This is a genomic window from Henriciella sp., assembly GCF_029937755.1.
GTDB lineage: Bacteria > Pseudomonadota > Alphaproteobacteria > Caulobacterales > Hyphomonadaceae > Henriciella.
On the sequence record NZ_JAPYPG010000003.1, the window covers coordinates 168,327 to 180,804 of the forward strand.

The 12,478-nt window shown below is 61.1% G+C and carries 12 protein-coding genes; 2 read left to right on the forward strand and 10 right to left on the reverse strand.

Going from position 1 to position 12,478, the window contains the following annotated elements; genetic code table 11:
* Positions 1-10: 10 nt before the first annotated feature.
* Positions 11-985: a hypothetical protein gene (locus Q1K29_RS08445; protein WP_300393269.1), complete on the reverse strand. Its 975-nt coding sequence runs from the start codon at positions 983-985 to the stop codon at positions 11-13.
* Positions 986-1,102: 117 nt separating this feature from the next.
* On the opposite strand from Q1K29_RS08445, the gene Q1K29_RS08450 reads away from it, so the two are divergent.
* Both Q1K29_RS08450 and Q1K29_RS08455 read left to right on the forward strand, forming a co-directional pair.
* Positions 1,103-2,611 carry an acetyl-CoA acetyltransferase gene (locus Q1K29_RS08450; protein ID WP_300393272.1) on the forward strand — a complete coding sequence of 503 codons (1,509 nt, stop codon included), beginning with the start codon at positions 1,103-1,105 and terminating at the stop codon, positions 2,609-2,611.
* Positions 2,612-2,660: 49 nt separating this feature from the next.
* The gene (locus tag Q1K29_RS08455) at positions 2,661-3,092 is read left to right on the forward strand and encodes a hypothetical protein (protein ID WP_300393275.1); all 432 of its coding nucleotides are present in this window, start codon (positions 2,661-2,663) and stop codon (positions 3,090-3,092) included.
* 51 nt (positions 3,093-3,143) lie between these two features.
* On the opposite strand, the gene Q1K29_RS08460 is transcribed toward Q1K29_RS08455, so the two are convergent.
* From Q1K29_RS08460 to Q1K29_RS08500, 9 genes are all read right to left on the reverse strand, one after another.
* Positions 3,144-3,827 carry a DUF938 domain-containing protein gene (locus tag Q1K29_RS08460; RefSeq protein WP_300393277.1) on the reverse strand — a complete coding sequence of 228 codons (684 nt, stop codon included), beginning with the start codon at positions 3,825-3,827 and terminating at the stop codon, positions 3,144-3,146.
* A gap of 18 nt (positions 3,828-3,845) precedes the next feature.
* Positions 3,846-5,591 carry an AMP-binding protein gene (locus Q1K29_RS08465; protein ID WP_300393280.1) on the reverse strand — a complete coding sequence of 582 codons (1,746 nt, stop codon included), beginning with the start codon at positions 5,589-5,591 and terminating at the stop codon, positions 3,846-3,848.
* A 345-nt stretch (positions 5,592-5,936) separates the two neighbouring features.
* The gene (locus tag Q1K29_RS08470; protein WP_300393283.1) at positions 5,937-6,590 is read right to left on the reverse strand and encodes a hypothetical protein; all 654 of its coding nucleotides are present in this window, start codon (positions 6,588-6,590) and stop codon (positions 5,937-5,939) included.
* A gap of 76 nt (positions 6,591-6,666) precedes the next feature.
* Positions 6,667-7,284, reverse strand: a complete 618-nt coding sequence (locus tag Q1K29_RS08475; protein WP_300393287.1) for a hypothetical protein — start codon at positions 7,282-7,284, stop codon at positions 6,667-6,669.
* A gap of 83 nt (positions 7,285-7,367) precedes the next feature.
* Positions 7,368-9,290 (reverse strand): 1-deoxy-D-xylulose-5-phosphate synthase, encoded by a 1,923-nt coding sequence (gene dxs / locus Q1K29_RS08480; RefSeq protein ID WP_300393290.1) that lies wholly within the window; start codon positions 9,288-9,290, stop codon positions 7,368-7,370.
* Positions 9,291-9,334: 44 nt separating this feature from the next.
* Positions 9,335-10,219: a polyprenyl synthetase family protein gene (locus tag Q1K29_RS08485; RefSeq protein WP_300393293.1), complete on the reverse strand. Its 885-nt coding sequence runs from the start codon at positions 10,217-10,219 to the stop codon at positions 9,335-9,337.
* A gap of 10 nt (positions 10,220-10,229) precedes the next feature.
* Positions 10,230-10,478 carry an exodeoxyribonuclease VII small subunit gene (locus tag Q1K29_RS08490; protein WP_300393296.1) on the reverse strand — a complete coding sequence of 83 codons (249 nt, stop codon included), beginning with the start codon at positions 10,476-10,478 and terminating at the stop codon, positions 10,230-10,232.
* Between the two features lie 75 nt (positions 10,479-10,553).
* On the reverse strand, positions 10,554-11,162 hold the full coding sequence (locus Q1K29_RS08495; protein ID WP_300393299.1) for a histidine phosphatase family protein: 609 nt from the start codon (positions 11,160-11,162) through the stop codon (positions 10,554-10,556).
* Between the two features lie 73 nt (positions 11,163-11,235).
* Positions 11,236-12,408 carry a GNAT family N-acetyltransferase gene (locus Q1K29_RS08500; RefSeq protein WP_300393302.1) on the reverse strand — a complete coding sequence of 391 codons (1,173 nt, stop codon included), beginning with the start codon at positions 12,406-12,408 and terminating at the stop codon, positions 11,236-11,238.
* Between the last annotated feature and the right edge of the window lie 70 nt (positions 12,409-12,478).

Here is a 12,478-nt window from a genome sequence, read left to right on the forward strand (position 1 = left end):
CCGACTGGCTTCAATTCTCAAGCACGGCAAACAGGCGCCGCTCATCCTTCTTCAGACGGGTCGGTCCGGCTTCGCGGTCAGGCACTTCGCCTTCACGCGCCATCTCGACGAGCTTCGGGTGGATGTAGGAATTGCGGGCGATTGTTGGCGTATTGCCGAGGCGGGTGGCGGCCGCTTCGGAGATGTCCTTGATGCTGTCGGCGCCTTTACGCAGCGCCTGCACAGCAGCCACGGAGCCGGCCCATGTCCGGAAATCCTTCGCCGTGAACGCGCCGTCGCCTGCCTCGCGAAGGAAGCGGTTTACGCCTCTCGAACCAACATGGCCGTCAGGCGTGTGAAAGAGCGACTGGCCCGGCAGGCACTGCAGATCGCTGACGGCACTTGCGAGCGTCTCGTCGCAGATCGAGACCTCCTGTGGTTTGCCGCCCTTCCCCTTGAAGCGCAGGCGGATAGTGTCCTCGTCGGTCTGACGGACATGGCGTTTGTAGAGCGTTGCGGCCCCGAACGCCCCGTTGCGGGCATGGCGCTCCGAGCCGATACGGATCGCGCCCTTGTCGAGCAGCCGGACAATGGCCGCAGTGGCAAGATCGACGTGGTCTTCCGGATGCTCCAGCACCTCGCGCACACGCCTGCGGATACGCGGCAAGGCCTCGCCGAAGGCCAGCATGTCTGCGAACTTCACCTGCTCACAATGGGCCCGCCAGTCAGGATGGTAGCGATACTGGGTCCGCCCGGCTTCATCAACGCCGGTAGCCTGAAGATGCCCTTCAGGCACACAGCAAATCCAGACATCGTCCCACGCCGGGGGCAGGACAAGTGCTTCGGCACGCTCACGTCTCGCCCCGCGCAAGACCTCTCCTTTCTCGTCCAGATAGGTGAACCCACGCCCGTGCGGCTTGCGCGTCCAGCCAGGCTCTGACGAGCAGACATAGATGAGCCCGGCATCAGCCGGATCGAGATTGGTGCGGGCGAGAGAAAAAGCCATGCTGCTCAAACCGCATTCGAGAGCTGCCGGTTCCCGCGTCAATTCGCGTAGCGTCATGGATTGAAAGCCTGCGCCCACGCCCTAACAGTGCGCGCTGATGAACATGGGAGAATGAACATGGCCAAAGGCGCGATGCCGGTCCTCGTCGGCGTAGGACAATCGATGAGCCAGTGGGACGGAAAGAAAGGCGCCGAAGGGGCGCCCTCCCCGCTAAGCCTCGCTCATGATGCCTCGGAAGCCGCACTCAAGGACGCGGGTATCCCTGCGACCGAAATCGATGCGCTGACCTTTGTCCGTATCTTCGAGGATTCGGTGAAAGGCGCTCCGCACCCGCACGGCCATAATACCAACTTGCCCGGCACGCTGGCGCGCGACCTCGGCGCGACACCAGGCAAACTTATCTATTCCGATGTCGGCGGACAAAGCCCGCAGGCACTTGCCAACGAGATGGCAAACCGTATCCATGACGGAGAGTTTGACGTCGCGCTTGTCGCCGGCTCTGAAGCCAACAGGGCCTCGAAAGGCGCGCGCCGGAACAATGTCGAGATCGACTGGGCCGACAGCAGCGATCTGGACTATGAGGATCGCGGGCTTGGCGGCCAGATGATCAGCCGCAACGAGATCAAGCACGGCCTCGTCGCCCCCGCCTTTTTCTACGCCTTGTTCGAAAACGCCATCGCTGCACGGGAGGGCCGGACGCGCTCGGGCCAGCGCGAGGCCATGGCGAAACTGTTCCAGCCATTCACTGAAGTAGCCGCCAACAATCCCTATGCGCAATTCCCGGTCGAGCACTCAGTCGAGTTCCTGAAAACGCCGTCACCGGAGAATTATGAGTTTTCCGATCCATTCCTGAAGTGGCATATCGCTCAGGATGCGGTGAACCAGGGTGCCGCTATCCTGATCATGTCGGAAGAAAAGGCCGACGCGCTCGGTGTCTCCAGGGACAAGCGCGTCTACCTGCATGGCGGCGGCGAAGCGTCGGACGACCTCATTTCCGAGCGCCCGCAACTCGATGGATCCTGGGCGATGCAGCAGGCGATCAGCCAGGCCCTGAACCAGGCCGGCAAGACGTCCGGCGGCATGAGCTATTTTGATTTGTACTCATGCTTTCCGTGCGCAGTCTTTTCATCGACGCAAGCCCTTAACATCGATCCGTTTACCGATGAACGCCCCCTCACACTGACGGGCGGCCTGCCTTTTTTCGGTGGCCCGGGGAACAATTACTCCATGCATGGCCTCGCCAGCATGGCGGAAACGCTGCGTAGCGATCCTGGCACCTTCGGTCTCGTCCTCGCCAATGGCGGCTGGATGACCAAGGAGGCTGTCGGCGTCTGGTCCACCACGCGGCCGGACCTCTACAAACCGGTCGCCCCTTCGGTGAAGCCGACAGAACAAGTCGATATCGACCCCGCCCCCGTTTCCGGAAAGGTGGAGACCTATACAGTGGTCCACGGGAAGAAGGGCCCGCAGCACGGCGTCATTTTTGGGCGAACGGATGATGGCAAACGGTTCATTGCCGTTGCGGCGCCCGAAGCCATGGAACGCTTGCGCGACGAAAAAAGCCCGGTCGGCGAGACAGTCAATGTCGAGACAAGCGACGAGGTGAACACTTTCCGCTTCGCCTGAACATGACAAGTCGTGTAGGGTCCGGGCACGTCCCAGAACGGAGACAGCCATGTTCCCTCACCGCCTGAGCCATGCTGCGCTCGCGATTGTCCTCTGTGTGAGCGGAGCCGGCTGCGCCACCCAGCCCGACCCGTGCACACCGGAATGGATAGAATGGAAAACTGACAGGGTCCTGACACGCTTCGCCGGAGAAAACCGCGATACGGTCCGCGCCCTGCGCAACATGCCCGGCAATATCGAGAATCCGGACGCCATAATGGCGCTACGGATTGCTGCCCTGATGGTCGATTTCGAAGACCTCGCTCGCGACTTTGACCGCATCGTCATGCCGGAGATCAACAGCGCCATCGCCCAGTGCGGGGAGCCGCGCAATTTCATTCCCGCTTTCAGCCAGTTCCTGCGCAAGGAAGGCGTCAGCGAGGATGTGATCGACTGGGTCGAAGCTATCAGCTACATCGCGAACACCCGCTGGCGGTCTTGAAGGCAGCGCCGGAAACAGGCTCATCTCGGCTTCGAATCCAATGCGCTGGATCTAGCCCTTCCGAAAGACCACACAGAGATTGTTCGCGGGCATCTCGACGATGGCGTCGAGGACGAGGCCCGCTTCGCCTGCCATTGGCATCAGGTCACGCTCAAGATCGCGCACGCCCCATTCGGGGTCGCGGCGCTTCAGGTCGTCGCTGAACCGCGCATTCGATTCCGCAATCTGTCCGTCGCGCGCGAATGGGCCGTATAGAAACAGTTTTCCACCGTCCCGGAGCACGCGGCCAGCCCCCTTCAGCAGCCCCTGCGCAGCGGCGAAAGGGGCGATATGGATCATGTTGGCGTTGAAGATGCCATCATAGGGTGCCCCCTCTTCAGCTTCGCTCCAGTGATCTTCGCTTGCATCGAGCCGCACCGGACCGGAGAGCCGGGACGCGGCTTCTGCATACTCGGCCCAGGCCCGCTGACTGTCCATGCTGATCCGGTCCACATCCGAATAGAGCCATTCAAGCCCCGGGCATTGGGCAGCCAGAAATGCGCCATGCTCACCCGTCCCTGAGGCGATCTCCAGAATACGCCCCTCAAGCGGCATGACTTCAGCGAAGACTTCGGCAATCGGCTGCCGGTTGCGCGCCGCCGAGGGCGAAAAGCGCCGGCCATCCTCGCCGGTATTGCGCTGTTCCAACGCAACCGACTTTCCCGAGGACCCGATATCATCCTGGTCTTCAGACATGGCCAGCGCCCTTTCGTCCTACGATCGCGGGCTGAAACGTGTCCGCAAGTCCGGCTTGAGGATCTTGCCATTGGCATTGCGCGGCAACGGCTCGTCCTGGAACTGGATCTCGACCGGCACCTTGAAGGCCGCCAACTGGCTGGCGACGTGCGCGCGCAACTCATCCTGGGTGACCGTCTTTCCCGGCTTGAGCTGAACGACTGCGCCAACTTCCTCGCCGAGCACCTTGTGTGGAATGCCGACAACGGCAGCGTCCATCACGGCCGGATGGTCGTAGAGCGCACTCTCAACCTCGATACAATAGATGTTTTCGCCGCCCCGGATCAGCATGTCCTTTGCGCGATCGACCAGATAGAGGAAGCCCTCCTCATCGATCCGCGCAAGGTCACCCGTGACCACCCAGCCATCCCGGAAAGTCTCAGCGGTCGCGTCAGGACGGTTCCAGTAGGATTTACAATTGGACGGGCTCTTGCACCAGAGCTCGCCAACTTCTCCGGGCGGCAGTTCCTCGCCCTCCGGGCTCATGATCTTCAGATCGACGGCCAGCGGAGGCGCCCCCGCACTGTCAGGACGGTGGATATAGTCTTCGCCAAGATTGAGCGTCACCGTCGCACAGGTCTCGGTCATGCCCCAGCCATTGCCAGGCTGGGCATCCGGGAAGCGCTTCTTGATCGTGGAGACCAGCTCCGGCGCCGATGGCGCGCCGCCATAGGAAACGACCTGGATCGAGGACAGGTCATACTTGTCGCGATCCGGGTGTTCGAGCACCTGCCAGGCAATAGCCGGCACACCACCGATGGTCGACACTTTCTCACGCTCGATGATCGGAAGGGCCTTGCCTGCATCCCATTTATACATCGAGATGATCTTGTTGCCCTGCAGCATGGTCGGGATCAGGACCGCGAAGGATCCGGTCGCATGGAAGAAGGGGATGGCGAGCAGTGAAGCACGCTGTTCGTCCGGATCGGGCTCAGGCGGCTGTTCCCCGCGGCGCAGAAACATGCGCGCCTGGCAGGTCATCGAGTTCAGGAAGTTGGAAATGACCGCCCGGTGCGTCGCCAGCGCGCCCTTCGGCTTGCCGGTCGTGCCGGAGGTATACATCAGGGTCGCATCATCATCGGGCGCCAGGGCGATCTCAGGGAGGCTGATAGCGTCGAGTTTCCCCCAGTCATTGGTCTCACCAATGATAGTCTCAAGGTTATGGACGCGAGGGTCATTGCGTTCTTCCTCGGTCTCACGCGCAATGATGATGGACTTCAGATCCGGCAGGTCGTCCAGGTGCTCGCGCACGCGTTCGAAGATCTGCGGATCGACAATGGCGACTTTCACACCGGCATTGTTCAGGCCGTATTCCAGCTCCTCGCCAGTCCACCAGGAATTCATCGGCGTCGCAATCGCACCAATCGAGAGTGCAGCGAAGAAGGAAACCGACCATTGCGGATAGTTGCGCATCACAATGGCGATGCGGTCTCCCTTCTCCACACCGAAATCATCTTTCAGGGCACGGGCAAGATGTGCGACGGCCTTCAGGTGTGAAGAGAAGCTTGCGCGCTCATCTTCATAGACGAGGAAGTCACGATCGCCATGCAGAGCGGAGGCCTCAATGAGGAAACGGAGCGTCGGCGGCGCCTCGGAATAGTACTTCATCTCGACGCCGTCGATGACGCCTTCGCTCACGGCCAATGGCGTACCCGGTTCTGCGAGTTTCTTGTTCGCCGCCTCTATTGAAAGCACCGGCCAGGCCGATCCAGCATCCGCTGCCATGAATTCCTCCGCATCTCTGATTTTGTTGCAGCGCAAATCAATCATGAGAGCGGGCGGAAGGAAAGAGCACGAGCACGTCGACTGCGACGACAGATCGACGCGTCAGCCATGCTGGCCCGCCTGACAATCTATTGAATCGGGAGGGTCTGAGCTGCAGCCACTACGGCTTCGTCCGGATCGCCCTGATGTAGCCCCGGCCAGAGGATCATCGCGCCGGCACAAACCAGTCCGGCAAGGAAGATCGTTATAGCATCTTTCAAAACAGTGTCCCCTCCAGTCCCACAAGAGGATGGAGGGGAGCAATCAGCATGCCAGTATGCGCCAGCGTCTGGCGCATGTGTAAGCTTATTTGCCGAGTTCGCAGAACTGGACGTTTCGCTGCGTGCCATCCGGCTCGGTCATCGAGAAGACGGGGCCGGCAAGCTCGTCACCATCGCAGAGGTAGCCGATCTGATACATGTCGACGAGGTACTCATTATCGGGCTCGAGCGCACCAGCCAGCATGAGGTCAGACGCTTCCTGGTGACGGCCAAGACGGAACAGGATCTCGAAACGCTCCATCGGGGAAACGTCGCCAGAGGCGAGCATGTCTGTCAGGGTGGCATACTCCGCCTCCGCCTGCTCGAGCAGCGATGAGGCATCATCCGCGAAATCGCTGTCTGCATAGTCCGCCTGAATTTCCTTCAGGTCGGCAATGGCACCTTCCAGATCACTGCCTGCGCCATAGCGCAGCTCGGCGCGCTTGAAGAGCACTTCAGCCATCTGGGCCTCGCTCATGCCCGGGTCACCCAGCATCTGGGTGAGACGGTCGATCGCGATCTGCTCATTGCCCGCCTCAATCAGTGAACTCACTGTCCCCATGGCAAGCTCGTACTTGGTCTGCTCCACACTCAGATCCGCATCCATGATTGCCTGGGCATCGGTCTCGGGGTCGGGCGAAGAGGTACAGGCGGCAGCCAAAAGGATAAGGCTGGCGCCGGCAAACATTGAACGGATCATTGGAGAATCTCCTCAGTAAACTTCATGACACAATGCCCACTTAGGCCCTTGAGCCAAGGCAAGAATGTGACTGATTTCAGGAAACTCCCGGGTTTTCACACCATTCCAGCCCTTCGAGGTGTTCGGCCTCTTCCGTCACCGTCCAGGTCTCATCGCTCGCACCGGATGTCCTGCAGAGATAACCGGCCGCTTCCAGCAGGCTGACCTGGTCTGGGGAGGGAGCGAGGTCAGACTCACGATAGCGTTCAGCCGCTTCGGGCAGCCCGCCCATGGCAACCTTGGAATTAAACCATTCCGGCAGGGTTTGCAGGCCTTCTAGCTTGCCGGCAGCCCTGCCCCAGTCAGTCTTGGCATATTCGATTTCGGTGGCGATGTTCTCGATCAGCGGTGAGTCCGCCCCCGCAAGGATCTGCGCTTCCTCAAGATCCTGAACGGCACCGGGCAGGTTGATTCGGGCCTGGCGGCGCGCAGAGCCGCGGGCAAACAGCGCTTCCAGTCTTTGGCCCTGAGACAGCCGTCCGGAGTCGAGAAGGTCTGTATAGGCCTGGATCGTGCTCCATGGATGTGGCTTGTCCCGGGCTTCGCCAACGGCCTGCTCGAAAGCCGCCGGTTCCATTTCAGTGGGGACAGGTGGCGCTGTCTCGCAGGCGACAATACCAAGACAAAACAAACCCGAGAGAGTTCTACGCCACATGGTTTCCTCCAGCACGATACCTTTCGGCAAGCCTATAGAGAGCCGTCGATGCCCGCTAGGAGGTTTCCAAATTGTAAGACAGTTCAGGCCCGGGCCAGCCGGTCGATATCCTGCACATTCCCACGCCCCAGCGCCTCGATAGCGCAGGCCGCAATGCTGCGGGCATCAAGCCCGGCGGCAGCATACATAAGCTCCGGCTTGTCCTGATCCTGGAAGATGTCGGGGAGATGCATGGTCCGGATCTTGAGCCCGGTATCCAGCGCGCCAGCGTCTGCAAGGTGTTGCAGCACGAATGCGCCGAACCCGCCACGTGCGCCCTCTTCAATCGTGATGAGGACTTCGTGTTCCTTGGCGAGCCGGTTGACCAGTTCCTCGTCGAGCGGTTTGGCAAAACGCGCATCGGCGACGGTGCAGGACAGCCCTTGCGCGGCCAGCATATCGGCCGCGTTCAAGGCCTCGCTCAGCCGTGCGCCATAGGACAGGATCGCAATGCTTGTCCCTTCACGGACGATCCGGCCACGGCCGATCTCAAGCGCCTGTCCCTGCTCCGGCAGCTCCACGCCGGTGCCGGAGCCGCGCGGATAGCGAAAGGCGCTCGGGCGGTCATCGATCTCGACAGCGGTGCGCACCATGTGGACCAGTTCGGCTTCATCGGCAGCTGCCATGCAGACCATGCCCGGCAGCGCACCAAGATAACCGATGTCGAAGCTGCCCGCGTGTGTCGGGCCATCGGCGCCGACGAGGCCAGCCCGGTCAATCGCGAAACGGACCGGCAGGCTCTGGATCGCGACATCATGGACAACCTGGTCATAGCCGCGTTGCAGGAAGGTCGAATAGATCGCGGCAAAAGGCTTCATACCGTCAGCGGCCAGACCGGCGGCAAAGGTAACCGCATGCTGCTCGGCAATGCCGACATCGAACATGCGCTCGGGGAATTCCTTCTCGAAAAGGTCCATGCCTGTACCGCCCGGCATGGCGGCGGTAATCCCGACAATTGTGTCGTCCTGGCGCGCTTCCTTTACGAGGCTTTGGGCAAACACCTTGGTGTAGCTCGGCGGGCCGGACTTGGATTTCTGCTGCTCGCCCGTAACAACGTTGAACTTTGCGACGCCGTGATACTTGTCGGCGGAGTTCTCGGCAGGCTCATAGCCCTTGCCCTTCTGCGTCACGACATGAAGCAGGACCGGGCCGGATTCCATGGCCTTACAGTTTTCAAGCACAGGCAGGAGCACGTCGAGATCGTGCCCATCGATTGGTCCGACATAATAGAAGCCAAGCTCCTCGAACATCGTGCCGCCCATGGCGAAACCGCGAAGATACTCTTCCGCCTTCCGCGCCTGGTTGGTCAGTCCGATCGGTTTCACCACACTCTTGGCGAACTTCCTGAGCCCGCGATAGGAGCGCGACGAGACGAGCTTGGAGAGATGGTGGCTCATCGCCCCGACCGGCGGGGCAATGGACATGTCGTTATCGTTCAGGATGACGAGCATGCGGCTCATGTCCGAACCGGCATTGTTCATCGCCTCATAGGCCATGCCGGCCGACATCGCGCCGTCACCAATGACGCAGACGACCTTGTTGTCCTTGCCCGTCAGATCGCGGGCCTTGGCAAAGCCGAGCCCAGCGGAAATAGAGGTCGACGCATGCGCGGCACCGAAGGGGTCGTATTCACTCTCGGCACGCTTGGTAAAGCCTGACAGGCCGTCCCCCTGACGCAGCGTGCGAATGCGGTCGCGCCGGCCGGTGAGGATCTTGTGCGGATAGCACTGGTGGCCCACGTCGAAGATCAGCTTGTCCTCCGGCGTATCGTAGACGGAGTGGATTGCGAGCGTCAGTTCAACCACGCCCAGGCCGGCACCGAGATGACCACCGGTCACAGATACCGCATCGATGACTTCCGAACGCAACTCGTCGGCGATCTGCTTCAGGTCATCGCGCGAGCGGCCCTTGAGGTCAGCCGGAGTAGAGACGGTATCGAGAAGGCGGGTCTTTGAGGGGAGCGTCATGCAATCGTCCTTTCAGACGGGCTCTGTAACAGTTTTGTTTGAGTCTATCGTTTCCTGTCGAGCACATAATCAACCGATTGCAGCAAGATATTGGCCTCACTGCGGAAAAAAGCGAGGTGCTGCTTGGCCTGCGCGGCAAGGAGCCGCACGCGTTGGCGTGCACCATCAACGCCCAGAACGGTCACAAAGTTCGCTTTCCCTGCACTTTCATCACTGCGCAGGGTCTTGCCGACCATGAGTTCATCGCCTTCGGCATCAAGGATATCATCGGCAATCTGGTAAGCCAGACCGAGATCCTGTGCAAAGCCTGCAAGCGCATGGCGCGCGTTTTCGCTCGCCCCGCCAATGATGGCGCCGGCTTCGACGGAATAGGAAATCAGTGCGCCGGTCTTGAGCCGCTGCATCCGGGTGATGGTATTGAGGTCGCGCGGGCTGTCTTCCTGCAGCATATCGATCATCTGGCCCCCAACCATGCCCTTGGCCCCGGCAGCATCTGCAAGCCGCTCAATCAGGCGCAGGCGGACCTTCGCGTCGGAATGGGTATCCTCAGCCGCGAGAATCTTGAAGGCGAGGGTTAACAGCGCGTCGCCGGCGAGGATAGCGGTTGCCTCGTCAAATGCCTTGTGGACGGTTGGCTGGCCGCGGCGCAGATCGTCATCATCCATGCACGGCAGATCATCATGGACCAGCGAGTAACAGTGTACGCACTCCAGGGCGGCGGCCGCCCGCAACAGGGAGGTTTCGTCCGCATCGAACAGCGCGCCGGTCTGGATCACGAAGAAAGGGCGCATCCGCTTGCCATTGGCGAGCGCGGAATGGCGCATGGCCCGCATCAGATTCGCTTCCGGCCCCTGTGCCGGCGGAATCAACTGGTCCAGCGCCACAGTCACCCTATCGGCGATTTCGGTCAGGCGCTGCTCGAAATCCATTCAGACGTCCTCAGTCGAAGCTGGCAGGTTCGGTGCGGGGCTTGCCGTCGCCGCCTTGCACAATCTGCTCGATTTTCAGCTCGGCTGATTTCAGGCGTGATTCGCAGTGTGCTTTCAGCTTTGCACCGCGTTCGTAGATCTCGATCGATTTCTCCAGCTCGACATCGCCTGCCTCAAGACGGCGAACAATCTCCTCAAGCTCCTTGAGGGCTTCCTCGAAGCTCATTTTATCGATTGCCTGAGTTGCCTTTTCGGCCATTCGGTCGCTCCCCGTATGTTGAGATTGCCCGGCCGCACCCTAAGCACCTGCCGCACGCTTCACAATGGCGGCGGCTCAAGATTTGCCGCGGTATTCATAGATCCGGTAGCTCCAGTACTGGTCGCCACCATCGCGCACGCATACCCAGCCGAGCCGGGCCATGGCCGGGCGAAGCATACGGTTGAACCAGCCATGCGCGGCCAGATAAACCTTTCCGGTTTCAGCCGCTTCATGCAGGCGCTGCGCGGCTGCCTTGGCCCGGTCGCGCGCTTGCCGGTTGCTCTCCCCATCAAGACTATGGCCATAAAGCCAGGCTGTACGGGCGATCACATTCCAGGTCTTCGGAAGGTATTTCCGGTTACGCAGACGCGGCGGCGGCAGAGGGGCCTCACAGAACAGCTCATCAGTCTCCGGCTCACGGCCGCTGGCAAGTCTGGCTGTCTCAACAGCTCGAGGCGCCGGCGAACTGAGAATCACATCGGCGTCAGCCACGACCTGTTTGAGATTGTCAGGAATGGCCTGGTTTTCCGCGAGGCTGCCCGCCTCGTACTGGTCCCACCAGTCACGATATTCCTGCCAGTCGAGGCGCGGGCCGGCGCGCCTGTCCAGCGACGGGCGACCATGCCGTGAGACAATGATCGGTCCGCGGATGTGCTTCTGTCTGTCAGTCTTGCTGCCAGGCATCGCTGCGACGGCCTCACCCCAATTGCGTTATGTCCAAGACTGTTTTGTCCGGGACAAACCTTCAACAGGGCGATTAGTCGGCTTGACCGGACTCGGCAAGCTCCATGGCTGCTCTTGTCCGCCCGAACGCCTTGCCAAGTCCGGAGAGACGACCAAGCGTGCCGGTCTCGGAGAGGCATATCTGATCAAGGCGGCGGCGCGATTGAGTCATAAGCTGTGCAGCCCGGCCCGGTATGATGTGTTCACCACTTCGCCAGGCCTGCCCCAGAAGGCGGTCTGGGCGGAAAGCGAGAGAACGGGCGCGCACCACGCCAGAGCCAACCGGCACCTGATAGTTGGAATAATGACGCTTGTAATGATCAAGCCCGGGGCCGGCATCGTAGATTTTCGGGCCCTGTTCGCCTGCCATCCGCTCCAGCATCATCTGGACAACCATATTCCCCGGCGAATATTGCGCCATCTCCGGCTCAAAGGCCGTGATCCAGCCATGCGTGACCTTGTCGGACTGGAGAACGAGCTCACTGGCGGCATGCTGTCCGTCAAAGTGCAGGCTGACAAGCCGTAGCCGAAAGCGTGGGCCCTCCGCGGACCGCAACCGTTCCAGCATAGACTGGACCCATGCCGGTGCCAGCACGTCATGACGACCGGTGCGGGCAAACTGGTCCCGTTTCAGCGCGATGAGGCGCTCGAAGGTCTCATCGCTCTGATCGTCGTACCGGAATTCACATTCACTGAAGTCCCGCTCGATATTGCGGGCAAGCCGGCGCATCTTCTTGAAGTGTTTCGGCCAACGGCGCGTCTGCTCGTCAATGAAACCGGCCCAGCCATGTTCGACAGTAGTCATGTTGGCGCCAGCGAGCCTCAGCCGGGTCTCACTGCCTGGGTCCTGCGGCAGCCAGCCAAAAGTCGACATGCCGAGCAGGCCGACACCTCTCAGAAAGTCGCGCGGGGACAGGGATGTGCCGGCTGACAGGACCGGGCCGTGCCAGTCCGAGAACGGACCGCCGATCGGGCGCGCCCAGGCGCCAGGCCTGCGATGCAGGGCCCAGAAGCCGACAGGCTCTCCGCCCTCCTCTGCCACAGCAATACGGGTATCAGTGCGCAGGTTTGCAACCAGACGGGCATAAAGCGGGTCGAAGAATGGATCGTCATAGAGCCCACGGGCATCGCGCAAGGCGGCGAAGGCGTCCCAAAGATCTTCTGTCATTTGCGCCGGGCGCAGCAGCCGGTACTTCATCTGTCCCATCCCTGATCACCATTCCGGGGTCAGAGACAGCTGGTGCAAACCCTGCGCCAGTTTCGCCTGAAAGGGGAAA